The following is a 26,577-nucleotide window of genomic DNA, read 5'->3' on the forward strand; positions in this document are numbered from 1 at the left end:
ATGAACGACACGACCTCGCGTCCGGCGCGCATCGGTGTGATGGGCGGTACCTTCGACCCCATCCACCACGGCCACCTGGTCGCCGCGAGCGAGGTCGCTCACTCCTTCGATCTCGACGAGGTCGTCTTCGTCCCCACCGGACACCCGTGGCAGAAGTCGGATGTCACCCCCAGCGAGCACCGCTACCTGATGACGGTGATCGCCACCGCATCCAATCCGCAGTTCACGGTGAGCAGGGTGGACATCGATCGTGAAGGGCCGACCTACACGATCGACACCCTCCGCGACCTGAAGGAGAAGCGCCCCGACGCGGAGCTGTTCTTCATCACCGGAGCCGACGCCGTGGCGCAAATTCTCAGTTGGAGGGACCATGATGAACTGTGGGAGTTGGCCCACTTCGTCGCGGTCTCGCGTCCAGGACACGTTCTGAGCACTGACGGCCTCCCCAGCGACAATGTCAGCCAACTGGAGGTGCCGGCGCTGTCCATCTCGTCGACGGCCTGCCGTGCGCGGGTCCGTGACGACGAGCCGGTCTGGTACCTCGTCCCCGACGGAGTCGTTCAATACATCGCGAAGCATCATCTGTATCGGAGCAAGGCATGAGTACATCGGATCAGCAGGGTCACGGTCCGCTGACGCGAAAGCAGCTGCGTGAGATCCGACTGACGGGTTCCACACCGGTCATCTCCGCGGAGGAGGCAGCGGCCGCGGCTGCGGTCCCTTCTCCGCCGAAGCCCGAGGCGCCCGAGCCGACCGAGGTCGACCCCGCCCCGCAGGCAGGGTCAACCACAGGCGAGACGGAGGGGGAGACCTCCCAGAGGAGCACGCGGCTGACGCGTCGACAGGTTCGCGAGCGCGAGCGCTCCGCGACAGGATCCGTTCCTGTCGATGAGGCCGACGCTCCGGATGAAGCCGCTGCCGAAGAGGTCGAAGACGCTCTGCCTCCTGCACCCGAGTCCGAGGTGCAGGGCGAGGCTCCGTCATCCGCTCCGTCATCCGCTGCGTCTGCCGACGACGACGATGACGACACCGGCGAAGAGGGCCTCCCCGCTCCCGTCAGCGCCTCGACGCCTCTCGAAGCCTCGGATGACGATGATGTGACCCCGCCCGCGGCGACCGACACGTCTGCCGCCGTGGCCGAGCTCGGCATCGACGCGGAACCGGCGGACGCGCACGACGACGTCCTGGCCGATGTGACAGATTCCGATGACGTCGACATCGCCGACGGGGAGCGCCCCACGGTGAACTCCGCCTTCGGCCAGGAACTGCTCAGCGACGGCGGAGAGAACCGCAAGCCCTTCTCTCCCTCGTTCGACGAGCTGCTGACCGTCGGCGACTCGACCGGATCGCAGCATCTCGCTCCGAACACGCTCATCTTCAACCCGTCCCCGGGAGACGGGTCGCTGTCGGGCCCGGTCGCCTCCACGGGGGAGATCCTCGTGACCGGCTCCTACGAACTGCCCAAGGGGCTCGGTTCGCAGGGCCACGCGCACGGCACCACGGACGGCAAGGACGTGGACGCCGTGCTGATCGACGGCGAGCTGCCTCCGGCATCGTCGCCCACGCCGATCGCCGCCAGCGCGGCCGTCAGCACCATCAAGCCCGCCGGTGAGGTCATCCGCCCACCCGCCCCCGAAAAGGGCAACAAACTCATGCTCATCCTCGCGATCGTGGCGGGTGGTCTTGCGCTCGCGCTGGGCGTTTCCCTGATCGTCGCCTTCAACTCGAATGTGTTCTGATGCAGTCACCTGAAAACGCCGAAGAGATGCTCCAGCTCGCGGCAGACGCCGCCGTCTCGAAGGGCGGTGAAGATCTCGTCGCCCTCAACGTCTCCGAGCCTCTGCCGCTCGTCGACATCTTCCTGCTCGTCACCGGAAACAGCGAGCGCAACGTCGCCGCCATTGCCGATGAGATCGAGGACAAGCTCATCGAAGCCGGCCACAAGCGGGTCCGCCGTGAGGGTCGTGCGGAGGCCCGCTGGGTGCTCCTCGACTTCGGCGACCTGATCGTGCACGTCTTCCACCAGGAGGAGCGGGTCTACTACGGCCTCGAGCGCCTGTGGAAGGACTGCCCTGTGGTGCCCTTCGAGCTCGCAGACGCCGCTGCCGCGGACCGAGACTGATGTGAGCGTCCACCTGATCACCGGTGCCGGATCCGGCATCGGCTCCGTCGTCGCGCGCCGTCTGCTCGACCGGGGTGATCAGGTCGTCGTGCTGGCCCGTGATGCGGGGCGCGCCAAGGAGATCACCGCGGCGCTTCCGGGCGCGTCGGCGGTCGTCGGCGATCTTGCGCAGCCTGGCAGGCTCTCATGGGCCCTGTCGAAGCAGGCGCTCCCCGAGCGCATCGACTCGTTGATTCATGCAGCGGGTGTCGTCGACCTCGGGCCGGTAGCCGACCTTCCGGCGAACCTGTGGGAGCGTCAGCTCGCCGTGAACCTCGTGGGTCCTGCAGAGCTGACACGCCTGCTGCTGCCGGTGCTGCGTGTCTCCGGCGCTCGCGTGGTGTTCGTCAACTCCGGGGCGGGGCTGCACGCGCACGCCGGCTGGTCGGCATACGCCGCGTCGAAGCACGGGCTCAAGGCGCTCGCGGACTCTCTGCGGGCCGAGGAGGCCGAGCACGGGGTGCGGGTGACCTCGATCTACCCCGGGCGCACGGCGACCCCCATGCAGGAGCGAGTGCACCAGCAGGAGGGGCGTGACTACGACCCGGAGCGCTTCATCACGGCGGACTCCGTCGCGACGACGATCCTCACGGCACTCGACCTGCCGGACGATGCCGCTCTCACCGACCTGACGATCCGCCCGCGCGGCTGATTCGGTTCCTGCAGTCTCTCTCGCACCTGTCAAGCCCCTGTGGACTCGGGGCGGCGACGTGGATGATGTGCAGTGGGGAGAGAGCCTTGGAGGGAATCACATGTCCGGAGATCCAGACCCTAGGTACGTGCTGCATCGCGTCACGCCATCGGAATGGGTGATCAACGACCGGCGGTACGAGTCGCATGATGCTCGTCACGTGGTGGCCTGCATCTACGAATACGCCGACACCGAGGTCGAGGTCGTGTGGCTTCGCGATCTGCCTCTGGCCGTGCGATACGCCACCGCCGCCGAAGTTCTTCAGGAGGTGACGCGGGTGCAGGATTCGAGCCGGGCGACGAGGCCCATCGCGATCCCGCACCTTCCTCCGCTCTACTCGGCCTGAACCTCGTGCGCGGCAGGACCCGGGGAGGGACCTGCCGCGCACTTCTGCGCCGGGGCGGGGACTCAGGAGTCTTCGTCCACCGGATGCTCTGCGGCCAAACGGTCGGCAGCGGCACCGTCGACCTGGTCGGCGTCGGCATCCGTGTCGAGCACCGGCTCTCCGTCGACCTCGCGGTGGGGGACGCCGTCGATCTCGGGGTCGTCGTCCGGGCGCGGAACGAGCGGTGGTATCGGGTTGTTGGTCATCGTTGACTCCTCTCGTGAGATGTGAGCGCCACGCTAGGGCGGCCCATCGGCTCAGGCGAGCGGGTTGACGGATGCGGTCCGGGGGGAGTACCGGGCGCCGCTTCCGACCTCCACAGGCGGACTCAGACCGTCTCGGGGCGCTTCTTGCGGAACGGCTTCGCGGGAGTGTGCGGACCGTCCCACACGGTGATGATGCCCCAGGCGACTGCGGCGATGGGCACCGAGAGCACGGCGCCCACGATCCCCCCGAGGATGGTTCCCGTGGTCAGGGCGAGCAGGATCACGAGGGCGTGCAGCTTGAGCGAGCGAGCCATCACGACCGGTTGCAGGAAATTGCCCTCGAGCTGGTTCACGAGCACGACGATGCCGACCACGATGAGCGCGGCCACCGGTCCGTGTGTGACGAGTGCCACGAGCGCCGCCAGGATTCCTGCCGCGGTCGCGCCGACGAGCGGGATGAAGGCCGTGAGGAAGACGATCACGGCAAGGGGCAGGGCGAGAGGGATCTGCAGGATCGCCAGACCGATGCCGATGCCGAGGGCGTCGGCCGCTGCGACGATCGAGGTGCCGCGGATGTAGCCGCCGAACACGTCGACCGTCTTGTCGCCGATGCGGCGGGCGCGCTCGTAGCTGGCCCCGGTGAAGGGACGCAGCAGGAACTCCCAGATGCGCGGTCCGTCCTTGAGGAAGAAGAACAGCACCACGATCATCAGGGCGAGTCCGGTGAAGAAGCTCGCGGTCGCCGACACCCCTGCCAGGGCTCCGCGTCCGAACGAGGCGCTGGTCAGGAAGTCTCCCAGCCCGGCCCACACCTCATCGAGGTCGAACGAGGCGAAGTCGAACGGCAGGGTGTCGAGCCACGCCGTCACCTGCGTGATGCCGTCGGTGGCCGAGTCGATCAGGTCGTCCCACTGCGAGCGGACCGTGAGCACGATCACCCAGACGATTCCACCGAGAATCGCGAGGATTCCGATCAATGCGATCCACGTCGCGAGGATCGACGGCACCCCGCGGCGGCGCATGAAAGCGACGAGCGGGTGGATGGCCGAGGCGAGGATCAGGGCGATCGTCACCGGGATGAAGACCAGCGAGAGCTGCGTGATCACCAGGACGCCGATGGCGACCAGGGCGAGCACCGACAGCGTCTGCAGGCTCCGAGTGGCGGCGAGTCCGAAGCCGCGCGACCAGAGGCCTGGCCTTGCGATCGGCCGTGCGCCGTCTGCTCGCGGGGCTGACATGGTCTCCGGTCGTCGGAACAGTCCCAGCACGTGCATCCTCCACCTCGTCGAAGACCGTCGCTCTGACGAGGACGGCCTGGCCTTTCTATCCGGCAAAGCAGGTGATGGCAAGCCCCTGGCGCTCCGCCGTGCGCCCACCTGTGACAGATGGCCGAGGCCAGCCGCCGTATACGCGAAGAAGGCCCCGCGATCTCTCGCGGGGCCCTCGGTATGTGGACCTGGGGGGACTCGAACCCCCGACCCCCTGCATGCCATGCAGGTGCGCTACCAGCTGCGCCACAGGCCCAGAACTGCTTCCTCACTGCTCGAAGCAACTTGAACAGAGTACTACACGGATCGCGCGCAACACCAATCGACGACGGCCTCCCGGGCGCGTCGCATTAGGCTCGACCGCATGACGACGATCGCCCCGATCACACGTGCCGACTTCGACGAATGGTCGGGGCTGTGGCGTGGATATCTGACGTTCTACGGCACCCAGCTCTCGGACGAGATCACCGCTGGGACTTTCCGGCGGCTCGTCGAGGACCGCGAGCTCCACGGCGCCGTCGCCCGTGACGACGACGGACGCGCGATCGGCATCGTGCACTGGCTGACCCACCCGGCGACGTGGAGCAGATCCGCCTACTGCTACCTCGAAGACCTGTACGTCGACGCCGAGTCGCGCGGCTCCGGAGCAGGCAGGCGGTTGATCGCGCACGTGCGGGAGTGGGCCGCGGAGCATGGATGCCAGAAGGTCTACTGGCTGACTCAGGAGACCAACATGACGGCCCGCGCTCTGTACGACAGTGTGGCGACGCACACCGGATACACCCACTACCAGATCGCGCTCTGAGCCCGGCGGAACAACGGCCCGATCGCGGGTGTTGTCACCTTCGTGAGCATCCTGGACAGTGTGGTGATCGGCGCCGGTCAGGCCGGTCTGTCGGCCTCCTTCCACCTGACCCGCCTGGGGATCTCGCACGTCGTGCTCGACTCGGACTCCGAGCCAGGGGGCGCATGGCGGCACCGCTGGGATGCGTTGACCATGCGCGACGTGCACGGAGTGGCCGAGCTGCCGGGGGAGTCGCCTCCTCCGCGTGACGGCCAGCGGGCCAATACGGCCGTGCCGGCATACTTCGCCGCCTACGAGCATGCTCATGATCTCCCCGTGATCCGCCCTGTCCGTGTCGACCGCGTCGTCGACGACGAAGGGATCCTGGTGGTCCACGCGGGAGAGCGGCAATGGCGCACTCGTACCCTCGTCAACGCCACCGGCACGTGGACGCATCCGTTCCTGCCGCACTACCCGGGCATGGAGACGTTCCTCGGCGAGCAGCTGCACACGGTCGACTATCCGGGACCCGAGCACTTCGCGGGCAAGCGAGTGCTCGTCGTCGGCGGTGGTGCGTCGGCCGTCCAGTTCCTCGGAGCTCTCGCGCCGCTCACGGACACCCTCTGGGTGACGCGCCGCGAACCCGTGTGGCGCAACGACGACTTCACCCCCGAGGCCGGGGCGGCGGCCGTCGCTCTGGTAGAGCAGCGCGTCGCGCAGGGACTGCCCCCGGAGAGCGTCGTGAGCGTGACGGGGCTCATGCTGCGACCCCAGGAGCGCGAGGCCGAGCGTCTCGGGGCATTCGCCGCCCGCCGCCCGATGTTCTCTCGCATCGAGCCGGACGGCGTCCGCTGGGCCGACGGCTCGTTCGAGCGCGTCGACGTGATCCTGTGGGCGACCGGGTTCCGCCCCGCGATCGCGCACCTCGCCCCGCTGCATCTGCGCAGCGCGGCCGGTGGGATCCAGCTCGACCGCCGAGGTCGCGGCACGACCGCGGTGCAGGATCCGCGGATCCAACTCGTCGGCTATGGTCCGTCGGCGAGCACGATCGGTGCGAACAGGGCGGGGCGCTCGGCCGCGAAGGGCGTGCAACACGCGCTGGCGAGGGAACCACTGCGTACGTCGTAGAGCGGATGCGACCACGGGCCCTTGCTGAGACCATCCCCGAGCCGACGTCGGCGCAGGCGCGTAGGGTGAAGACATGTCGCGCATCATCGTGTTCGGCGGCCACGGCCGCATCGCCCTTCTCCTCGCTCCGCTCCTCGTCGCCCGCGGCGACGAGGTGACCTCGGTCATCCGCAATCCCGACCACGTCTCAGAGGTCGAAGCCACGGGGGCGCACGCGCTCGTCGCGGACGTCGAGACCCTGGACACCGACGCTCTCGCGGAGATCATCCGCGGACACGACGCCGTGGTCTGGTCGGCCGGGGCCGGCGGCGGGTCCCCTGAGCGCACCTACGCCGTCGACCGCGACGCCGCGATCCGCACCATGGACGCCGCAGAGATCGCCGGTGTGAAGCGCTACGTCATGGTCTCCTGGCTCGGTTCGAAGGCCGATCACGGAGTGCCCGAGAGCGACGGGTTCTTCGCGTATGCCGATGCGAAGTGGGCGGCAGACGAGCACCTGCGATCCACCGACCTCGACGGCACGATCCTCGGCCCCGGCACGCTCACGTTCGACGAGCCCACCGGGCGTATCTTCCTCGACCCCGAGGGCAAGGGAGAGGTCTCCCGGGCCGACGTGGCAGCCGTGATCGCCGAGGCCGTCGGCAACCCGTCGACCTTCGGCCGCACCATCAGATTCGGAAACGGCACGGACGACACCGCGGTGCCGATCGCCGACGCCCTCAGCGCCTGACCTCATGCTGCGGCGTCGAGTCGAGGCCGTCGGGGCGGCGGTGATCGTCGCTCTCGCGCTGGCGTCCCCACCGGCCTCCGCGGCCGCGCACAGCTCAGTGCACGGCTCTGCGCGAGCCGGTGACGCACGGTCGGACGTCCGCTCCTCCGGAACCGACGAGCACGCTGCGGACCTCGTCTCCGACATGACGACGGCCGAACAGGCGGCGAGCATAGTGATGGGGCACATCCCCACGACGGATGCCGCAGCCCTCCGCGCGTACATGCAGCAAGGCCTCGGCGGATTCATCGTGATGGGTGCGAACATCCCGGCGACGGATGACGAGCTGCAGACTCTGACCGACGCGCTCGTGCCCGATCCTGCACTGCCTCCGCTCATCGCGATCGACCAGGAGGGAGGGATCGTGTCGCGCCTCGACAGCGACGAGTTCCCCGCGTCGACCAGCCTCAAGTCACAGCCGGCCGCCGACTCGGCGGCGGCCTTCTCGGCCAGGGCCGCTCTGGTCGCGCGGGCCGGGATCAGCGTGAACTTCGGCACGGTCGCAGACGTCACACCCGACTCATCGTCGTTCATCTACGGCCGGGCGCTCGGAAGCGATCCTCAATCGGCGGCAGAGCGAGTCATGGCGGCCACGACGGCGCAGGAGCAGGTCGTCGCGTCGACGCTGAAGCACTTCCCCGGTCACGGAGCGGCTCCGGGCGACTCGCACCAGGCGATACCGGCGACCGGCGAGACCATCGACGAATGGCGTACGACCGATGCGGTGCCGTTCGTCGCCGGTGTGGAAGCCGGTGCTTCACTGCTCATGTTCGGTCATCTGGCCTACACCGCAGTGGATCCGGCTCCCGCGTCTCTCTCGGCGCGCTGGCACGAGATCGCCCGCGAGGAACTGGGCTTCGACGGGGTGATCGTGACCGACGACCTCGGGATGCTGCAGTCCTCGGGGGTTCCGGAGTACGCCGACCCGGTGCGCAACGCGGTGTCGGCGGTCGCGGCCGGAAGTGATCTCGTGCTCATGATCGCCGGCTCGACGCCCGACACCGCCGGCCAGATCGCGCGGGGGGTCGAGGCGGCGGTCGAAGCGGGGACGGTCCCCGCCGATCGCCTCGCCGAGGCGGCGACACGTGTGATGTCGCTGCGCCTGCAGTCGACGTCGGCGACGACGGACTGGGCGCTGTGCGCGGAGTGCGAGCGGGTGGACTGACGGGTCAGCTCGCGACAGCGGCGGGCTGAACCGAGCCGAGCCACGCGTGCAGGAGCTCGCCGCGAAGTCGAGTGCCTCGCTCTGCGAAGACGCGTTGCTGTCGCACATACTCCGCTTTGCCCTCGGCAGTCTCGATCGGCACGGGCACGATGCCCCACGGTGCCAGATCGTAGGGAGCGGCCTGCATGTCGAGAAGGCGGATGTCCCTGGCGAGCTCGAACGCGTCGAGCAGCAGTTCACCCGGCACCAGGGGACCGAGTTTGACCGCCCACTTGTACAGGTCCATGCCGGCGTGCAGACAGCCGGGCTGCTCGAACAGAGGCTGGTCGTCACGCGTCAGCTCTGTGCGGTTGCGAGGCACTGCGTCGGGGGTGAAGAACCGGAAGGCATCGAAATGCGTGCACCGGAGGTCATGATTCTCGACGACCAGGTCTGTGCCTGCCTGCCCGAGACGCAGGGGCACCGGGTGCCTGTGCTCATCGGCTCGGTAGACCATCGCCCACTCGTGCAGTCCGAAGCATCCGAACTGACCGGGGCGCGAGGCGGTGCGGCGCAGCATCCGCTCGATGAGACCGGCGAGGTCTGCTTTCTCGTGCGCGAACACGGCGGCATCCGGAACCGCACCGTCTTCGGTCCGGCCGGGGGAGTACCAGCGCCATGTCAGGCGGTCGGGGGCCTGCTCCAGCTCGACTCCGGCACCCGGGTGCCATCGACGCAGCTGCGCGGGCTTGTAGCTGTAGTAGGTGAAGAGGAAGTCCCACACCGGGTGCTTCTCACCTCGGGCGGCTCGCTCCCTGTGCTCGGCCGTGAGCGCGTCGGCGCGCGCCTGGTGCGCTCGCTCGCGCTCCAGCCAGTCCGTCCGCGGAAGCGACGTGGACATGTCAGCGTAGGATGCCGGCTTTGCCGAGCAGGTCGCGGAGTCCCGCGCCGTCCTCAGCGCTGACCCAGGGCGCGACGCCTTCGGCATGCGGCTCGTGCCCCGCGCGTCCACCGGCGAGAACCGCTTCGGCCGGCAGCAGCCGACGGATGGCCACGCCGGCGACGGAGCTCGGGTGCTCGTCCATGAACTCGGAGTAGATCGACTCGTCGTGCTGACCGTCGTCACCGATCAGCAGCCACTTCACGTGCGGGAACTCGGTCGCCAGGCGACGCAGGTTGGTGAGCTTGTGCTCTCGTCCGCTGCGGAACCAGCGGTCGTGCGTGGGGCCCCAGTCGGTGAGGAGCATGGAGCCGGCCGGAAAGAGGTGTCGCCCGAGGAAACGCCGGAGTGTGGGAGCGACGTTCCAGGCGCCGGTCGACAGGTAGACCATCGGCGCGCCGGGGTACTCGCGGAGAACCTGATCGAGAAGCACGGCCATGCCCGGCACGGGGATGCGCGCGTGCTCGTCGACGACGAACGAGTTCCAGGCGGCGATGAACGGGCGGGGGAGAGCGGTCACCATCACGGTGTCGTCGACGTCGGAGACCACGCCGAAGTGCGTCGACTCCGCCACGATGAACGCGGTCGTCTCGACCGGTTCCTGGCCCTCGACGGAGAACGTGAACGTCTGCCACCCAGGCTCGAGATCGGTGTTCACGACCGAGTCGATCACACCTCCTCGGTCGGCGACGACGTAGTGCGTCGAGTCGCCGATATGCACGGCGACCTTCGCGAAGCTCACCGGGATGCCGACGAAGCTCCGCCAGCCGCGGACGCTCGCCGGCTCACCGTCTTTCGTGCTCCGCGCAGGCGGGACGATGAGCACGCGTCCGACGACCCGCACCCACCCGGGGCCCCCGTAACCGGGGAACGGGAGGATGGTCGCGGTGCGACCGCGACGGCGCGCTCGTCCCTCGCGCCACACATGGAGGCGGTGTTCGAGGCGCGCGAACCAGTGGATCCGGGGCGCCGGGGGTGACGAAGCCATTGCTTCAGTCTTTCACGTCGGTCGAGTCCTTCGCGTCGGAGATGTCGAGATGACGAGACTCGAGGCGAGAGATCACCTTCTTGCCGACGAACACGGCGATGAGGAAGAGGGCGATGATGCCGACGAAGATGTATCCCGCGTAGTGCACACGGTCGGCGAGTTCGTCGAAGCTGCCCGCGGCGAGCGAGGTGATGCTCACGTAGGCCGTCGCCCACAGCAGGCAGGCGGGCGCCGTCCACGCGAGGAACCGGCGGTACGAGTAATGGCTCATGCCCACGGTCAGAGGCACGAGAGAGTGCAGCACGGGCAGGAAGCGCGAGAGGAAGATGGCGATGCCCCCGCGGCGGGCGAGGTACCGCTCGGCGCGCACCCAGTTCTCCTCGCCGACCCGACGACCGACCCATGAGGCGCGGATGTGCGGACCGATCCACCGCCCGAGCCAGAAGCCGATGCTCTCGCCGATCAACGCGCCGAGCACGACGGAGACGACCATGGCCACTGCCTGGGGGAGGCTGGTGATGCCGATCGATGCGACGAGCACGACGGTGTCGCCCGGGAAGACGAGGCCGATCAGCACGCTGGTCTCGAGCATCACAGCGAGCCCGGCGACGAGCGTGCGGGCGACCGGATCGATGGACCGCATGAAGTCGATCAGCCACGGCACGAAGTCGTCCACCCCTTGAGAATACGGGACTCCTCGCGGCCTAGGCTGAGAACGTGCCCGAACCTCTGAGCACCCGCGTCATCCTCGACCGGGTGGCGCCCGAAGCGCTCTTCCTCGCGCTCGAACGGGAGCACTCCGATCTGTTCTGGCTCGACGCGGGGGCCGATGCGCCCGAGGGATGGAGTTTCATCGGAACCGGCGTTCCGTCCTCGTTCCCCGGCGAGGTTCGACTCGACGCAGCCGGAGGTTCGGTGGGTGCTGCCACGGACGGGGTTCCGCCGCTGCGGGGCGGATGGGTCGGCTGGTACGACTACGAGAGTGGCGCCCGAGCCGCGGGAGTTCCGGCGGCGGATGCGGCCGAGGTGCCGGGCGGAGCCTGGTTGCGGATCTCTCGACTGGCCGCGTTCGACCACGCGACCGGCGCCGTCTGGGTGGCGGCGGCCGAGGCAGACCTCGACGATTGGGAGGCTCTCGTCACCCGTGTCGCGGCGACGACGATGCCGGATGACGGACCGGCCCTGACAGAGGCCGCGACGAGGCGCGTCGAGGCGCGGCACACGCCGACCGAGTATGCCGCACTCATCGAGCGCTGCCGTGAGCTGATCCGTGCCGGGATCGCCTACCAGCTCTGCCTCACCACGCGCTTCACCGTTCCCGGGGTGCATGACGGCGTCGCCGTGTATCGACGACTCCGCTCGGCCACGCCGGCGCATCATGGCGGGTTCATCCGCATCGGTGGCCGTTCTCTGCTCAGCGCGAGCCCTGAGCAGTTCCTCCACGCAGGAGGCGGAGTCATCCGCACACGCCCGATCAAGGGGACGCGACCGCGAGGCGCTGATGCCGCGCACGACGCCGTACTCGCCTCCGAGCTCGCCGCCGATGCGAAGGAGCGCGCCGAGAACGTCATGATCGTCGATCTGATGCGCAACGACTTGTCGCGGGTCTGCGAACCCGGGTCGATCCGCGTCGACGCGCTGTGGGCGGTGGAGACCTATCCGGCGGTGCACCAGCTCGTCAGCACGGTCAGCGGCACGGCGTCTCCCGGCACGACGGCCGGCGCGCTCTTCGATGCCGCATTCCCCGCGGGCAGCATGACCGGTGCCCCGAAGCTCTCGGCGATGACACGCCTGCACGCGTTGGAGGGCGGGCCCCGCGGGATCTACTCCGGATGCTTCGGATACATCGGAGAAGAAGGGTCGCTCGACCTCGCGATGGTCATCCGCAGCATCGTGATCGACGGTGCGGAAGCGGTCGTCGGGGCGGGCGGGGGAATCACCTGGCGATCGATGGCCGCTTCCGAGGTCGCGGAGGTCGCGACGAAGGCGCATGCACCTCTTGCGGCGCTCGGTGCGGAAGTGCCCGCGGCCTGGGCTTCCGATATCCTGAACTGATCCCCTTTTCCCTTCAGATTGGTCGTGCGTTCGTTGTCTGAGAACCTGTCCACCTCTCCCGTCGACGAGGAGACCTCCTCGGCGCACGCTATCCAGGCCAAGTGGCAGAAGTACTGGGCGGAGAACGAGACGTTCCTCACCGGCGGCGACGACGACAAGCGGCCTCGCCGCTACGTGCTGGCGATGTTCCCGTACCCCTCCGGCGACCTGCACATGGGGCACGCCGAGAACTACCTCTACTCCGACATCGTGGCTCGCTTCTGGCGTCACCGCGGGCACAACGTGCTCAACCCGATCGGCTGGGACTCGTTCGGGCTGCCCGCCGAGAACGCCGCGATCCGTCAGGGTGCCGACCCCCGGGAGTGGACCTACCAGAACATCGCGCAGCAGAAGCAGGCGTTCCAGAACTACGGCGTCTCCTTCGACTGGTCGCGAGTACTGCACACGTCCGACCCCGAGTACTACCGCTGGAACCAGTGGCTGTTCCTGAAGCTGCACGAGCGCGGCCTGGCCTATCGCAAGAAGAGCGCCGTGAACTGGTGCCCCAACGATCAGACGGTGCTCGCGAACGAGCAGGTCGTCGACGGGCGCTGCGACCGCTGCGGCGCGGAGGTCGTGAAGAAGAAGCTGACCCAGTGGTACTTCAAGATCACGGACTACGCCGACCGACTGCTCGATGACCTGAACCAGCTCGAGGGCTTCTGGCCGCACAAGGTGCTGCAGATGCAGCGCAACTGGATCGGCCGCTCGATCGGCGCGGACGTCGACTTCCGCATCGAGGGACGCGACGAGCCGGTAACGGTGTTCTCGACGCGTCCGGACACGCTGCACGGGGCGACCTTCTTCGTGGTGGCTCCCGATTCCGACCTGGCGTCTGAGCTGGCAGCGGATGCTCCTGCCGAGGTGCGCGAGCGCTTCCAGAAGTATCTGGCCGATGTGCAGAAGACCACCGATGTCGACCGTCAGGCGACGGATCGACCGAAGACCGGCGTCTTCCTCGAGCGGTATGCGATCAACCCGGTCAGCGGCGAGAAGCTGCCTGTCTGGGCCGCGGACTACGTGCTGGCCGACTACGGCCACGGAGCAGTGATGGCCGTGCCCGCGCACGATCAGCGCGACCTCGACTTCGCGCGCGCCTTCGACCTGCCGGTCAAGGTCGTCGTCGACACGACGGCGCCGATCACCGGCGCCATGCCCGTCATTGAGGTCGACGATGAGGGCGTGCCGATCGACACCGGCGCAGCACTCGATGAGCAGAACCCCGCATCCACGGGTATCGCTCTGACCGGCGAGGGACGGATGATCAACTCCGGCCCCCTCAACGGGCTGTCGAAGCGCAACGCGATCGCCCGCGCGATCGAGCAGCTCGAGGCCTCCGGCACCGGTCGCGCTGCGAAGAACTATCGACTTCGCGACTGGCTGATCTCCCGTCAGCGCTTCTGGGGTACGCCGATCCCGATGCTGCACGCCGAGGACGGTCGGATCATCCCGGTGCCCGAGGACCAGCTGCCCGTGCAGCTGCCCAGCGTCGAGGGGCTCGACCTGAAGCCCAAGGGATCGTCCCCGCTCGGTGCGGCGGAGAGCTGGGTGCGCACGGTCGATGCCGCCAGCGGCGACCCGGTGCTGCGCGACCCCGACACGATGGACACGTTCGTCGACAGCTCGTGGTACTTCCTGCGCTTCCTCTCGCCGAACAGCGACACAGTGGCGTTCGACCCTGCTCAGGCCGCACGTTGGTCGCCGGTCGATTCGTACATCGGCGGCGTCGAGCACGCGATCCTGCACCTGCTCTATGCGCGCTTCATCACCAAGGTGCTGTTCGACATGGGGCTCATCGATTTCACCGAGCCGTTCTCCAACCTGATCAACCAGGGCATGGTCCTGCTCGACGGCGCGAAGATGTCGAAGAGCAAGGGAAACCTCGTGCTGTTCGAGGAGGAGCTCGACGCCTACGGTGCCGACGCCCTGCGTGTCGGCCTCGCCTTCGCCGGCCCGGTGGAAGACGACAAGGACTGGGCAGATGTCTCGACCACGGGTGCCCAGAAGTTCCTGGCGCGCGCACTGCGGGTCGCCCGCGAGGTGTCTTCCCCCGTCGACGTCGTGTTCGCCGGTGGCGATGCCACGCTGCGCCGTGCCACGCACAAGCTTCTCGCCGATGCTCCGTCCCTCGTCGAACAGACGAAGTTCAACGTCCTCGTCGCTCGTCTCATGGAGTTGGTGAACGTCGCTCGAAAGACCATCGACGGCGCTCCCGGTGCGGCTGATCCGGCGGTCCGCGAGGCCGCCGAGACGGTCGCGGTGATGCTCGACCTGATCGCCCCCCACACCGCGGAGGAGATGTGGGAGATCCTCGGTCACGAGCCCTCCGTCGGACTCGTGACGTGGCGATCAGCCGATCCGGCTCTGCTCGTCGAAGACACGGTGACCGCCGTCGTGCAGGTGGGCGGCAAGGTCCGCGCTCAGCTCGAGGTCCCGGCGCGCATCGGCGAGGTCGAGCTCGAGGCACTGGCCCGCGCCGACGAGCGCGTCATCCGCTCGATCGGCGACCGCGAGATCGTCAAGGTCGTCGTCCGCGCTCCGAAGATCGTCAGCATCGTCGTCAAGGGCTGAGCGTCGACTACGCCGGCGATCCAGCTGCTCTGCACATCCGGTCGCCCCACAGGGATTCTCCCCGTGGGGCGGCCGGACGTCTTAGTGCTCTCGGCGGGCCGCATAGCGTTGTCGGATGCCCGAGTCCCCGCCTGCGTCGACAGCCCCACGCCGGCTGAGACTGGGTGTGGGAGCGGCCATCGTGCTGGCGCTGGTCGTGCTCTCCGCCGCCGTCGGGCTCGGGCTGATGCGGGGTCAGGCGGCACCCACGGAATCAGTGCCGCTGCCGACAGGTGACGGCAGAGTCGCAGGCACGTCGGGCGAGTTGTACGTCCATGTGCTCGGAGCCGTGGCGAGTCCCGGGCTCTACGTCCTCGACCTCGATTCGCGGCTGGTCGATGCGGTGGCTGCTGCCGGCGGAACGACGGACGATGCAGACCTGACCGCCATCAACCTCGCCCGGGTGCTCTCGGATGGTGAGCAGATCATCGTTCCGGTGATCGGGGCAGCGGCCGCAGAGGCCGGAGCGACGACTCCGGGCGATGACCGACTCGATCTCAATACGGCGGATCAGGCAGCTCTCGAGAGCCTCCCGCGGATCGGGCCTGCGCTCGCGCAGCGCATCATCACCTGGCGGGAGGAGAACGGGCGATTCGCCTCGGTCGACGACCTTCTCGCCGTGCCGGGCATCGGGGAAAAGCTGCTCGCCGGCATCCGTCACGGTGTGAGGGTGTGAGGCAAGACCGTCTCTGTCCGATGACACCTGCGCTCGGGCAGGGGGATGAGCTGTCCCCCGCGGGCTATCGGCATCCTCCAGCAGGTCACCGAGGCGAGTGCATGTCGAGCGGACCAGCGCCGCCGTCGTGCCCGGGCGGTCATCTCATCGTTCGCGATCCGCCGGTCGATGACAAGGGCGATGAAGGGCGGCGGAGCGACCTGCACCGCAGCCTGCGTGGAGCAGGGAACTCATGCGGCGGTCCATCCGCCTGTGACCGCGCGGACTGCGAGACGCAGAGTCTCATTCTCGGAGTCGATGCGCACCGTCTCGGAAGGCAGTGCGCGTTCTGTCATGATCCCGGTCGTCACTGTCGAGAGAAACCGGGCTCGCGCCTCGATCCCTCCCGCAGGGATCGCGCCTTCCTCGACCAGAGCGCTCAGCCACTGCTCGATGCGGTGGCGACCCATGCGATCGAGGGCGAGATAGGTAGCGGCCTCATCCTCGGAGGGGACCGTGGCCACATACGCCTCGTAGAGGGCGGCCCATTGCTGGCGGGCGCGGTCGCCCACCCCCACGTGGAAGAGGAGCAGCTGCAGGCACGCGATGAGGCGCTGTTCCGGGGTCAGGGAGTGATCATTGATCGGATCGTCGGGAATCTCCAGGTCGTACATCGACGCGATCACCGTCTCTATGAGCTCCTGCTGGGTGGGGAAGAAGTGGCGCAGGGAGCCGGTGCTCACCTGGGCGCGGGCGGCCACAGCCCTCACGCTCAACCGCGCGGTGGGGTTCTCTCCGAGCATCGTCGCCGCGGCGATGAGAATCTTCGAGCGGGTTCCCGGTTCCTTCGATTCGACGTCCATGTTCGCCCTCCGTGTGACACCTGTCTATCACAGTGTGCTAGCTTAGCCCCTCGTCACTATCACGCTGTACTAATCGGAAGGGCGGATCTAAGAATGGGAATCGCGAACTGGCGCAACCGTCGCGTCCATGCAGGATCCGGCGAGCCGCTGCGACGCTATCGCTGGTGGCAGATGTTCAGTCGGTCGTTGCGCTCGATCACGTTGACATCGGAAGACGGCAGGACGTCGATCTATTCCGTCGACGTCCGCCACGCGGGCGATGCGACTGACGGCGAGGTTCGCGCCCGCCTCTACGTCGACGGAGCGCTGCGGTCCTACGCGAAGATGCCCACCCGCTTCGCGGTGCCAGGCGGCCACATCGAGGTGGCGATCACCGGCTTCGGGCTCAAGCGATGCCACTACGTGCGAGCAGACGGTAAGGAACAGCAGCTGTCACCAGATCCGCGATCGGCCGAAGGGCGTCGCGCCCGCCTGCACCAGCGGCATCCCGGCGTGAGCCGAGTGATCGGCCTCTTCTCCGTTCTGTTCGTCGTCGTCGGCCTCTCCGTCGAGGTGCCCCAGATCATCGAGGCACTCTCGCAGATTCCCCCGATCGCGGATTCGATCGGCACCTTCACGTCGCCCATCCGGCTCCCACTCCACGTGAATCTGCTCATCGGGCTCGTGGCTGTCGTCGGCAGCACGGAGCGGGCCCTGCGGATGCGATCGAGCTGGATCGATGAACTCGCCAGCTGACACACCCGCGAAAGGAAGCACCGTGATGACCCGCTCTCCGATGCGCCGCCGAGAGAAAGACAACGTACGACAGCGACGGAGGCGAACTGCCCGACGAAGGAGCACGCTGCGCTCTGCGGGCGCGAACGACTTCAGAGGCTGATCGGTGCGTCGATCCTCGAAGATCCCGAATCAGCGAGGATCGCGCGCGCGGCACGTTCGCCGGATGCGATGGCTCCTTGAATGGACGCGGTGTCTCGATGGTCGCCGACGACGTACATCCGCTCGGCGTAGCGCGGCGATCGTGGTGCACCGAGGGGCGCCGGTTGGGCCGGGAGTGCGTCTTCGATGTCGTCGCGCCGTAGCACCTCCCACGCGCTGATGTCTGCATCCCAGATCTCGCCCAGGTGGCGTCGGACTTCGTTCTCTTCGGCGGGTTCACCGTCGCGCGGCAGCAGACATGTCGCGGCGATGAGATGCCGGCCGGCCGGGGCATACGAGGGCACGGTGTGCGTCATCACGACGGTGTTCACGACGGGGCCGCGGCTGTCGCGTCCGTCGACGGTGAGCAACGCGGACCTGGTCGGTGGTTCCGCGGCGGCGAACCACCATGTCTGCAGGCCGTTCGTCACCGGCAGGGGCAGCCCGGTGAGACCGGCGACATCGCCGGGGCCGACCGCGACGACCACGCGAGCTGCGCGGACGGAGTCGCCGTCGGTCAGGTCCACCCGGATGCCGTCTCCGTGCGCCGAAATCCGTTCCGCGCCGGCACCGAGACGGATGTCAGCGCCCGCCGCGCGTGCGTGCGCGGCGAGCTGCTCCGGGACCGCAGCGATCCCTTGCGCGGGCAGGCCGGGGCGGCCGAGAGCGAAGTACCGCACGAGCAGCCGGGCGAAGGCGTTCGACGTCTCGCCGCGCCTCTCCGCCAGGACCCCGGCGAGGAACGGCTCGAGGACGGCGGTGCGGAGCGGGCCGCGGAGCCCCGCGGCATCCCAGCCTTCGCGCATGCTGACATCGTTCCGGGCGAGACGCGAGAGCGGACGCACCAGAGCCGGCGCGGCCCAGCGCGCGAGCGCTACGGCATCCCGACCGCTCACCAGACCGCTGCTCAGCGACGCGCCGATCGACAGCGGGTGCCGCAGGGGATGCCGCAGTTCGGCCATCCCATCCCGCGTGCGCACACGCACACCGACCGGGAAGCTCCCCAGCGCGAGCGCGTCGAGATCGACGCTGCGGCGGAGTGCCGGGTAGGCCGGGTTGAGCACCTGGAAGCCGCGATCCAGCCGGAAGCCGTCGACGATGTCGGTGCGCTGACGTCCTCCGACGGCATCCGCGGCCTCGAGGACGACGACGTCGAGCCCATGTGCGGCGAGTAACCCGGCGCAGCGGAGACCCGCGAGTCCGGCGCCGATCACGATCACGTCATGCATTCGCAACAACCTCTCCGCGGCGGATCGCCGCCGCGCGTCGGCCGATCGCCGCGCGTTCCTCGTCGTCGATCCGATCGACATTGCGCACTTGCAGGGCCATGCGCGGGTTCGCGGCGAGAGTCTTTTCGTGGCGCATCAGAAAGTCCCAATAGAGAGTGGTGATCGGGCAGGCATCTGCTCCGACTCGTTTCTTCGGGTCGAATCGGCAGGTGCGACAGTGCGGGCTCATGCGTGCGATGTACGCACCGGATGCCGCATAGGGCTTGCTCCCCATCAGGCCACCGTCGGCGAACTGGCTCATGCCCAGGGTGTTGGGCAGCTCGACCCACTCGACGGCGTCGACATAGACCGCCAGGTACCAGGCGTGCACTTGCGCCGGCTCGATACCGAGAAGCAGGGCGTACAGGCCCGTCACCATCAGCCGCTGGATGTGGTGGGCATAACCGTTCTCCAGCGTGGCACCGATCGCGTCGGCCATGCACGCCATCGACGTGTCGCCCGTCCAGTACCAGTCCGGGAGCGGCTCGTGCGCGTCCAATGCGTTGCGATCGGCATATCCCGGCATCTGGGTCCAATAGATTCCGCGGACGTACTCTCGCCACCCGAGAATCTGGCGGACGAAACCCTCGGTGGATGTCAGCGGTGCATGCCCGTCGCGGTAGGCGGCCTCTGCCGCGGCGACCACCTCACGCGGGTCGAGGAGCTTCAGGTTCATGGCGGCAGACAGATGCGCGTGCCACAGCCAGGGCTCACCCGGCCACATGGCGTCTTGCGAGTCTCCGAACTGAGGCAGGCGCTCCTCGATGAACAGCGCAAGTGCTTCGAGCGCCTGCGAGCGGGTGACGGGCCACGCGAACGTATCGAGGCGACCGGGGTGGTCGGCGAAGCGTTCGGCGACGAGCGCGAGAACGTCTCGAGTCACCTCATCCGGTTCGAACATGGCTCTCGGTGGCACCAGCCCGGGCCCCTGTGCGGGAAAAGCCTTGCGGTTGTCGGCGTCGAAGTTCCACGCACCACCTTCGGGCTTCCCATCCGCCGTCATGAGGATCCCGAATCGCTGACGTTGCTCTCGGTAGAAGTACTCCATCCGCAGTGTGCTGCGCTCGTTCATGTGAGCGGCGAACTCCCGCACTGTGCAGAAGAAGTGGCGGTCCTCGCGGATCTCGAGAGGGATGTCGGCATGTGCTGCCACTTGTCGCAAGGACTCGAGCACCCGCCAGTCGCCAGGGGCGGTCATCAGAAGCGATGTCGGGGCGAGCCTCGCGAGGTCGGCGGTGAGCTGATCGGCGAGCGTGCCGCGGTTGTCCGCGTCATCGAGCGACGTGTAGTGGACCGTGCGTCCGGCGGCGCGCATCTCGGTGGCACAATGGCGCATGGCCGACAGGAACAGGGCGGTCCTCGGTTTGCTGCTCCAGACATGAGTGGATTCTTCGGCGACCTCGGCCATCCACACCGCATCGCGAAGCGGATCGAATCCGTCGAACGCGCTGGCCTCGAGGTCGAGCTGGTCGCCGAGCACGATCACGAGAGTGCGCAGCGTCCGCTCCATGGCACCAGCGTACGACGGGATCCCGTGGACGGGCGCTGGTGATGCCGCTTCGTCGCTGACGTCGTCCTACTCGTCGAAGCGAGCACCGGCGGGGCGTGCGCTCAGCAGGGTGAATACGAGGAGCGCGATGGCGCCGACAATCGGGACGAAGACGATGAAGAACCACGCGCCGCTGCGATCAGTGTCATGGAGTCTCCGCCATGTCAGGGCAAGTGCGGGGATGAGGATTGCGGTTGCGTAGATGAGGAACGCCGCGCCGACCGGGCTCGCCAGCGGGAACGCACCGCCGGACGCGAACGGCGAGAACACGTCGATGGGGCGAGTCGTCCACTGTGGGTCGGTCAGTGATCCGACGAGATTGAAGGCCACGGCGGCGAGTACGTTCGCCAGCACCCACCACCAGTACTCGCTCCGGCTGGCCCGACCGCTGAACGTCGCGTACTTGCGGAAGAAACGCGAGACGGCTTGCGGGAACGAGGCCCCGTAGAGAGGATCACTGAGGGCGATCTGTGTCGTCGTCATACCAGGAACCTATCCATGAACGTATGTCGGCGCACGGTGCGGGGTCACGACGGCGCTCTCTGTCTCTGCACATCACGAGACCGCTGATGCATGTCCACCGGCGGTGGGTCTGAGTCCGAGAGGTGGCTGCGGTCACCCTTAGGTTCGTCTGATGCATGCACTCGTGTACGGCATCGGCGTTCGATCCCGGCCCTCCGTCATCATCCGTGACGGCGTGTGCGGGTGAGGCGCGATCTGCGTCTTCTTCCCATCGCCGGGGCGGTATGGGTGGTCGCGCTGCTCGGCGTGTTCGCGCCCAACACGGCGGGGTGGTGCGTGCTCGCCGGGGTCGTCGGGGCGGCCGTGGTGCTGGCGGCGATGCTGCGGCGCTCTGTCGTCCAAGCATCGGCGGCGGGCGTGGTGCTCGTCGTGCTCGCAGCTGTGGCGGCGGTGTCGATCACTGTCATGGTCGCGATGCCCGGTCGCGATAGTGCGGCGTCGTGGGACGGGCGCGTGGTCGAGGCGACGGGGGAGGTCGCGTCGTCGGCATCGGTGGGTCGGGACGGGCGGCTGTGGATGGAGGTGCAGCTCACGGGCATCGGCTCTCCGGGGTCGGTGCGGTCGGCATCGGCGCCGGTGCGGGTCGGGATCGACCCGGCTAACGGGTTCGATCTCGGTGCGACGATCAGGGTGACGGGCGAGGCAGCGGCGACGGATCCGGGGGAGAGGGCGGCGCTCATGGTGTTCGCGAGCACCGCGTCGGTCGAGGTTGCGGCGTCGGGCGCGTTCGCGGTGGCGGCCGATGCCCGGAGCGCCTTCATCGAGCGGTCCACACGCCTTCCCGAACCGGGAGCCGGCCTGCTCCCTGGCCTCGCGGTCGGCGACACCCGCGCAGTGTCGACCGAGCTGAACGACGACATGCGCACCAGCGGGCTGAGTCATTTGACGGCCGTCTCCGGTCTGGACTTTCGGCACCGATCGCCAAGTCCCTGATTATCGTCACATGACGCATAATCCCAGGTCAAACCTGATTTCGCGACCCACCTTACAATAGCCGATTTCACCCACCTTTAAAAGTTCAGAGCGCGTTTTCGTCCCAAAATAGAGGGTTTTGAACCAACGTTGGAATCCGACATGGGTGCCCTCGTGCAAATGTCGCCATATGGGTCGCAGCAACGTTGCCAGATGGGAGCCTGAGCAGCCTGCCGCCGATTGTCACACTGACCTGCGTATTTACTCCGCGTGGGTTCGCCAGATGAGCTTGACTCGATCGGCATTTGGGCCACGCTGGCCGCGTGCGTCAGCGCCGACGGGATCGATCCGAGGGATCACCAGCGTGCTGACAACATGCCTCTGCTGGCCGACTGACATGCTCGTCCAGATGCTCAGTGCAGACTGTGCTCTTCTGAGCCGGCGCACGAGGGGGTCGAGATTCTCCAGGATGTCGATCCGGTCCAAAGCTGCTTCGATCTTCGGGAACACGATCTTCTCCTGAGCCTCGAGAAGCTCGGGTTGAGCGCGTTGTTCGGCCGCTTCATGCACTTTCTCAAGCCAGATGTAGTCCGCCTTGATCTCAAGGCGCAGTGCTCGACGCTCCGTACCGTCTTCGTCCTCAGCCAGCGCGCGGGGTGTCTGGAAGTCCATGTCGGCGACCCGGGCCAGCACTGCGTCCGTCACGATCTCGTCGAGATACTCCTGGCGTATCGATACGTGGAACCCAGTCGCGCCGGGGGAGCCAGCGCACTCGTAGACACGGTATCGATGGGGCAGCTCTTTGCCCTGGGCGGACTGCGAGCTAGCGTTTTGGGAGCCGACCCTGGTGCGAGCGCCACAGACGCCGCACACCGCGATCGAGCTGAGTAGGTAGCGGGGCGGTCGCCCCCGCTTGCCTGTAGCAGCGCCCACATCATTGCTCACGCATCAAGTCTGGCTTATGGGTGGCTCGACGTCTTGCGAAACCGAAGCACAATTCTCCGAGTCTCGAGCGTCGCGGAAGTCTGTATGACCAGCGCTTCGCATCGCCAGCCATTGCTCCTCGCTGAGCCACGCAGAATCACCATCGACAAGCGCCGCCGTGAGCACATATCGCTGGTACTCGGTCAGCGGGGGAGCGCTGGCTGCAAGGGCTGCGAGCCGCTCGGCGTACTCGGCGTCTGCGATGAGGGTGGGGCGCTTGTGTAGAGCTGGAGTCGGAAGCCTCTCGGCTGCATCAGTGATCGCCGCGCGCACCGCGTCTGTTTCGCTGGTGCCGCCTGATCGCAGAACGTTGAGCGCCGCTCCGCTTAGCCGATCTAACTGGACAGTGATTTGCTCGGTCGCGGTGGACGCACCTTGAGGGTGCTCAACGGGGCGGGGCATCTGCATCAGGTCGCTGCCTCTCGCCTCGAACTATTCACGTTCACCTTAGTGGAAGTGATAAGTTCCTGGAAGTGATGAGTGGCTATTCGAGATTCTGTGGTGAATCGCCTCCGCCCAACAGGCGGGAGGTCGGATGAATCTCCTCATCGTCGTTGACGGTTGTCGATACCGCTCTCACCCCCTGATCGATTGATGCTTTCTCAAGCAGCATCGCTTCAGCGACGAACTTGATCAACGGGTCGCGGTCCTCAACCAGAGCATCAAGAATCTGACTCGGGACATCAGGGTTCAACGCCACCAGAAGCGCCATATCGCGACTGCGACCTGCGAGGTCCGCCAGAACCTCGATCGATGTCGCGCCGTTGAACGCAACCGCTTGCCGTGTCTCGGCGTCGTTCTCATTGGCTAGTGATCGCAAGACGGATGGCGGTGTATTGGGGTTCGCGGCTACGGCCCGCCTGACCTGCTTACTTCGGCGCTCACCTCCCAGGAACGCAAGAATGTCGGGCGTCGCCTTTGGGCTGTATGCGACTTGCACACGAACCTCGGCGCGCTTGTTGGCCGCCATCTCGTGCAGATCGGCCACCGTGAGAGGAGTCGATTCCGGAGCGAGCTCCACCTCGGCCGCGGCTTGTGCCGGCTCCGTGTCCTCAGCGGTATCGGCGACCGGATTGCGGAAGGCAGCGATGCGGACATCAAGGTCCGGGTCGAGGAACAGTGCGTTGAGCGCGTCTTCCGGAAGGTTTGGGTTACGCGCAGCGCTCTTGCGGACCTCGGCCTCATCATCCTGTGCCAGCAGCTCCAGGACTCCCGCTGATGTGTGCGAGTTTTCCGCTACAGTTCGGCGAACCTCGTTGTCCCCGCTCTTGGCCAGGCGGGCCAGTGTCTTGCTACTGGTCCGCCAGTTCCCGGCGGCGACCAGGCGGAGATTTGGGTCCTGCACACGGCTCTTGGACAGTCGATCCAATGCATCTTCGAAGAGAGCCGGGGGAAGCCCAAGGCCTCCTCGTCTCGTGCCTGCTCGTAGTACTTCATGAAGCTCAATGTCCGCGGCCGTGGTTAGCAACGACGTCGCAACGGCGGTCGCGAGGTCCCCGGGTGTGCTCTCGTTGGCGAGCACCGCCACACGAACCTCGAAAGCCTTGTCTTCGGCGAGCAGCTGAAGCGCCGTGGTCGGGGCAGTGTTGTTCTCAGCCACTGCAAGACGAACGTCAACCGAACGGTCCTGGGCGAGACGATCCAGCACGGCGTCGGATACGAGCTCTGATGCGGCAAACCATTCCCGCGATTCGGCGGATCTCATCAACAGGATCTTCTCCGCTAAGAGATGCGCCGCTTCTTCGTCGAGCTGCGGATTCTCTGCCAGAGCTGTCATTACTTCCGGGGACTTCTCCTGGATCAGTAACTTGAGTTCAGCCGGGGGCGTCGACGGATGCGTCGCGATGGTCCTCAACATCTGCACGTTGTACTCGTTAGGCGTGCGCCAACGATTATGGTTCGGAATACCTTGCGTGCGAAATGCCAAACGAGCAGTTCTCGAGCTGGCCAGTTCGCTCAGGAAATCGCCCATGGAATCGTCGGGGAAGGATGCGGATCGTTGGAGAGCAGACCAGCGGATCTCAGCGTCGCCGTCGGCGAAGAGTTTCTCGCGGACGTCCGGATTTGCAATGGGCAGGCTGTGCGCGATGATTCGCCGGATGTGCGATGGCTGGTCTTCCTGCATCAGCGTGCTCTTCAATTCATCTGGCAATCCGGCTTTCAACCGCTCGGGAAGATCTCTCCTTCGTTCTGTCATGTATGCCCAATCGCGGCTTGCCCGTGGAATGGGGAGACCGTCATCCCATCCAAGAGATCCACCGAGAAGAAGATGGATCAACTGATCCAGCAGTCCGTAATCCTCAGCGTCCGGATCGCGATCCTGCCGAATCTCCACAGCACGCGCGGCCGGCACAGCTGAAAGCGGTGAGTCAAGGAGCACCAGATCCTGCGTGGCTGCAGAGGTGCCGATTGCTGCGGCCTCCACTGGCTGCCCCCCTTCAATGCTGGCAATCGACGTTTGATTCCGGTGCCGTGGCGTACCAAGATTCGCTGCAGCGGCACGGCGCACCATCAAGCTCGTGTCCTGAGCGAAGGCCTCCAGCATCTCGACCGGCGTCATAGGGTTCATCGCGACACCACTACGCACCCGCGCGTAGCGGTCAGCTGCCAGCGTGTGAAGAGTGTTCTCTGGCGTTGAGACGTTGCGTCCGACGAAGAACCGGAGGCCGGCATCATCGCCGAGTGCTAAAGCCAGCAGCATCGCATGAGGGGTGTTGCGATTGTCCGCGAGAAGCTGCAGCTTCCGGTGTTCTGAGACCGGCACGTGCACCGCCACCTGGTTCCGCCTGGTCGCGTTCACAAAGCCTTCGCGCAACGTCGGCAGCAACTCATCCGGGTCTCCGCCGAGCAGGTGCTCGAGGCTCCAGGTCGGCATCAACCCCTGCCGGGGGAGCCACACGCCAACGCTGCGGACGGACAGTGCGTCGTCGAGATCGAGCATGACGTAGCCGAGCAGCTGGCGCAGAAAACCGCGCAGTGTAGGGGTGCTCAGCTCCGCGTACACCTTGCAGTCGATCAAGGTATCGCCGATGAGCCAGTCTCCGTCAGCGCCGCCGAGCAGCATTCCGCCGCTAAACCAGGGGTTCGGCTCGAAACGCTCTCCTTCGGCAATCTGATCGCGCCACGAGTTGATCTGTCTTGTGTTTGCCACGAGCAACGAGCGAATATCCGTGAGTGCCCGTGGGTCAAGTGCGGCAGCGAACGAGAGGCCGTCGTCTGCGTCGTCGCACGCGATGCCGAAATCCCCGTCTAATGCCATCGGGCCGGCACGATAAATCTGCTCGCAGTGTGCCAACAGAATCGAGGCTCGGTCAAGGTCGGCTTCATCCGACGGCGAAGCGAGCAACTCTTCAGCGACCTGGAATGCTTCGGTCAGGATCCTGGCCCGGTGCACCCCGTTGTCCATCTTGTCTATGTAGTGCGGTAGCTCGGCAACCCCGGCTGCTGATGCTGACGTCCCCACGTCGAAGCCGCCCAGTGCGATGCGGGTACGGATGTCGAATGCCGTCCCGGACCGCGTGGCATCGACGCCCAACGGCAGCGGCGTAATCAGTTCGCTCGTAGTGAGCTCGACCATTCCCAACGTGGCAGCCATCGAGCGCGAAGCTTGAGTGTTGCCACGAGTGAGGGCCAAGCTGGGGGAGACCCCGTCAAGATACGCCCGTATCGGTGATCCCGCATCTTTTAACTCGCTCGTAAGGCTCACGGCTTGATCCTCTCAGACGAAGCGAGGAGATGAAC

At 66.9% G+C, this 26,577-nt stretch carries 25 protein-coding genes and 1 tRNA gene; 14 read left to right on the forward strand and 12 right to left on the reverse strand.

The window, feature by feature from the left end:
• The 5 genes from nadD (at window position 1) to QMA07_RS15700 (ending at window position 3,198) form a co-directional block, all read left to right on the forward strand.
• Window positions 1-603: a nicotinate-nucleotide adenylyltransferase gene (gene nadD / locus QMA07_RS15680; RefSeq protein WP_053096575.1), complete on the forward strand. Its 603-nt coding sequence runs from the start codon at window positions 1-3 to the stop codon at window positions 601-603.
• On the forward strand, window positions 600-1,739 hold the full coding sequence (locus QMA07_RS15685) for a hypothetical protein (RefSeq protein ID WP_290163566.1): 1,140 nt from the start codon (window positions 600-602) through the stop codon (window positions 1,737-1,739). The genes nadD and QMA07_RS15685 overlap by 4 nt, the downstream gene beginning before the upstream one ends.
• Window positions 1,739-2,122: a ribosome silencing factor gene (rsfS, locus tag QMA07_RS15690; RefSeq protein WP_290163569.1), complete on the forward strand. Its 384-nt coding sequence runs from the start codon at window positions 1,739-1,741 to the stop codon at window positions 2,120-2,122. The genes QMA07_RS15685 and rsfS overlap by 1 nt, the downstream gene beginning before the upstream one ends.
• A 1-nt stretch (window position 2,123) precedes the next feature.
• Window positions 2,124-2,813 (forward strand): SDR family oxidoreductase, encoded by a 690-nt coding sequence (locus QMA07_RS15695; RefSeq protein WP_290163571.1) that lies wholly within the window; start codon window positions 2,124-2,126, stop codon window positions 2,811-2,813.
• A 100-nt stretch (window positions 2,814-2,913) separates the two neighbouring features.
• Window positions 2,914-3,198: a hypothetical protein gene (locus QMA07_RS15700; RefSeq protein WP_290163573.1), complete on the forward strand. Its 285-nt coding sequence runs from the start codon at window positions 2,914-2,916 to the stop codon at window positions 3,196-3,198.
• Between the two features lie 62 nt (window positions 3,199-3,260).
• Here the strand turns inward: QMA07_RS15700 and QMA07_RS15705 are convergent, their stop codons facing one another.
• The 3 genes from QMA07_RS15705 to QMA07_RS15715 all read right to left on the reverse strand — a co-directional run bounded on the left by QMA07_RS15705 (window position 3,261) and on the right by QMA07_RS15715 (window position 4,967).
• The gene (locus tag QMA07_RS15705; RefSeq protein ID WP_290163574.1) at window positions 3,261-3,443 is read right to left on the reverse strand and encodes a hypothetical protein; all 183 of its coding nucleotides are present in this window, start codon (window positions 3,441-3,443) and stop codon (window positions 3,261-3,263) included.
• 122 nt (window positions 3,444-3,565) lie between these two features.
• Window positions 3,566-4,681 carry an AI-2E family transporter gene (locus QMA07_RS15710; protein WP_290163644.1) on the reverse strand — a complete coding sequence of 372 codons (1,116 nt, stop codon included), beginning with the start codon at window positions 4,679-4,681 and terminating at the stop codon, window positions 3,566-3,568.
• Between the two features lie 213 nt (window positions 4,682-4,894).
• Window positions 4,895-4,967, reverse strand: a tRNA-Ala gene (locus QMA07_RS15715).
• A gap of 108 nt (window positions 4,968-5,075) precedes the next feature.
• On the opposite strand from QMA07_RS15715, the gene QMA07_RS15720 reads away from it, so the two are divergent.
• The 4 genes from QMA07_RS15720 (at window position 5,076) to QMA07_RS15735 (ending at window position 8,557) form a co-directional block, all read left to right on the forward strand.
• Complete coding sequence (locus QMA07_RS15720) at window positions 5,076-5,516, forward strand: GNAT family N-acetyltransferase (protein WP_356763367.1); 441 nt, start codon at window positions 5,076-5,078, stop codon at window positions 5,514-5,516.
• Between the two features lie 42 nt (window positions 5,517-5,558).
• Window positions 5,559-6,623: an NAD(P)-binding domain-containing protein gene (locus QMA07_RS15725; RefSeq protein ID WP_290163576.1), complete on the forward strand. Its 1,065-nt coding sequence runs from the start codon at window positions 5,559-5,561 to the stop codon at window positions 6,621-6,623.
• 73 nt (window positions 6,624-6,696) lie between these two features.
• Complete coding sequence (locus QMA07_RS15730; protein WP_290163579.1) at window positions 6,697-7,353, forward strand: SDR family oxidoreductase; 657 nt, start codon at window positions 6,697-6,699, stop codon at window positions 7,351-7,353.
• A 4-nt stretch (window positions 7,354-7,357) separates the two neighbouring features.
• A complete protein-coding gene (locus QMA07_RS15735) occupies window positions 7,358-8,557 on the forward strand; it encodes a glycoside hydrolase family 3 N-terminal domain-containing protein (protein WP_290163582.1) in 1,200 nt (399 codons plus the stop codon).
• A gap of 4 nt (window positions 8,558-8,561) precedes the next feature.
• On the opposite strand, the gene QMA07_RS15740 is transcribed toward QMA07_RS15735, so the two are convergent.
• From QMA07_RS15740 to QMA07_RS15750, 3 genes are read right to left on the reverse strand one after another with little or no spacing between them, the layout of a single operon-like run.
• On the reverse strand, window positions 8,562-9,437 hold the full coding sequence (locus tag QMA07_RS15740) for a 3-methyladenine DNA glycosylase (RefSeq protein ID WP_290163585.1): 876 nt from the start codon (window positions 9,435-9,437) through the stop codon (window positions 8,562-8,564).
• A gap of 1 nt (window position 9,438) precedes the next feature.
• Window positions 9,439-10,464: a phosphatase domain-containing protein gene (locus QMA07_RS15745; protein WP_290163588.1), complete on the reverse strand. Its 1,026-nt coding sequence runs from the start codon at window positions 10,462-10,464 to the stop codon at window positions 9,439-9,441.
• A 4-nt stretch (window positions 10,465-10,468) separates the two neighbouring features.
• Entirely contained in the window at window positions 10,469-11,140 is a 672-nt protein-coding gene (locus QMA07_RS15750; protein WP_140037349.1) for a DedA family protein, read from the reverse strand.
• A gap of 41 nt (window positions 11,141-11,181) precedes the next feature.
• Between QMA07_RS15750 and QMA07_RS15755 the strand changes: the two genes are divergently transcribed.
• The 3 genes from QMA07_RS15755 to QMA07_RS15765 all read left to right on the forward strand — a co-directional run bounded on the left by QMA07_RS15755 (window position 11,182) and on the right by QMA07_RS15765 (window position 15,844).
• Window positions 11,182-12,519, forward strand: coding sequence for an anthranilate synthase component I family protein (locus QMA07_RS15755; protein WP_290163591.1), 1,338 nt, complete (start codon window positions 11,182-11,184; stop codon window positions 12,517-12,519).
• 33 nt (window positions 12,520-12,552) lie between these two features.
• A complete protein-coding gene (gene leuS, locus QMA07_RS15760) occupies window positions 12,553-15,129 on the forward strand; it encodes a leucine--tRNA ligase (RefSeq protein ID WP_290163648.1) in 2,577 nt (858 codons plus the stop codon).
• A 115-nt stretch (window positions 15,130-15,244) separates the two neighbouring features.
• Entirely contained in the window at window positions 15,245-15,844 is a 600-nt protein-coding gene (locus QMA07_RS15765; RefSeq protein ID WP_290163593.1) for a ComEA family DNA-binding protein, read from the forward strand.
• A 230-nt stretch (window positions 15,845-16,074) separates the two neighbouring features.
• Here the strand turns inward: QMA07_RS15765 and QMA07_RS15770 are convergent, their stop codons facing one another.
• Window positions 16,075-16,686, reverse strand: a complete 612-nt coding sequence (locus QMA07_RS15770) for a helix-turn-helix domain-containing protein (RefSeq protein WP_290163595.1) — start codon at window positions 16,684-16,686, stop codon at window positions 16,075-16,077.
• 93 nt (window positions 16,687-16,779) lie between these two features.
• Between QMA07_RS15770 and QMA07_RS15775 the strand changes: the two genes are divergently transcribed.
• Entirely contained in the window at window positions 16,780-17,421 is a 642-nt protein-coding gene (locus QMA07_RS15775; protein WP_290163598.1) for a hypothetical protein, read from the forward strand.
• A gap of 131 nt (window positions 17,422-17,552) precedes the next feature.
• Here the strand turns inward: QMA07_RS15775 and QMA07_RS15780 are convergent, their stop codons facing one another.
• The 3 genes from QMA07_RS15780 to QMA07_RS15790 form a co-directional block, all read right to left on the reverse strand.
• Window positions 17,553-18,830: an FAD-dependent oxidoreductase gene (locus QMA07_RS15780; protein WP_290163600.1), complete on the reverse strand. Its 1,278-nt coding sequence runs from the start codon at window positions 18,828-18,830 to the stop codon at window positions 17,553-17,555.
• Window positions 18,823-20,379: a cryptochrome/photolyase family protein gene (locus tag QMA07_RS15785; RefSeq protein ID WP_290163602.1), complete on the reverse strand. Its 1,557-nt coding sequence runs from the start codon at window positions 20,377-20,379 to the stop codon at window positions 18,823-18,825. The genes QMA07_RS15780 and QMA07_RS15785 overlap by 8 nt, the downstream gene beginning before the upstream one ends.
• A gap of 66 nt (window positions 20,380-20,445) precedes the next feature.
• Window positions 20,446-20,901, reverse strand: coding sequence for a DUF805 domain-containing protein (locus tag QMA07_RS15790; RefSeq protein WP_290163604.1), 456 nt, complete (start codon window positions 20,899-20,901; stop codon window positions 20,446-20,448).
• Between the two features lie 222 nt (window positions 20,902-21,123).
• On the opposite strand from QMA07_RS15790, the gene QMA07_RS15795 reads away from it, so the two are divergent.
• Window positions 21,124-21,873 (forward strand): ComEC/Rec2 family competence protein, encoded by a 750-nt coding sequence (locus tag QMA07_RS15795; protein WP_290163606.1) that lies wholly within the window; start codon window positions 21,124-21,126, stop codon window positions 21,871-21,873.
• 240 nt (window positions 21,874-22,113) lie between these two features.
• On the opposite strand, the gene QMA07_RS15800 is transcribed toward QMA07_RS15795, so the two are convergent.
• Complete coding sequence (locus QMA07_RS15800) at window positions 22,114-22,797, reverse strand: zinc ribbon domain-containing protein (protein WP_290163608.1); 684 nt, start codon at window positions 22,795-22,797, stop codon at window positions 22,114-22,116.
• 523 nt (window positions 22,798-23,320) lie between these two features.
• Window positions 23,321-26,431: a hypothetical protein gene (locus tag QMA07_RS15805; protein WP_290163610.1), complete on the reverse strand. Its 3,111-nt coding sequence runs from the start codon at window positions 26,429-26,431 to the stop codon at window positions 23,321-23,323.
• Window positions 26,432-26,577 lie beyond the last annotated feature (146 nt).

This window comes from Microbacterium sp. APC 3901 (assembly GCF_030407765.1).
Classification (GTDB): Bacteria; Actinomycetota; Actinomycetes; order Actinomycetales; family Microbacteriaceae; genus Microbacterium.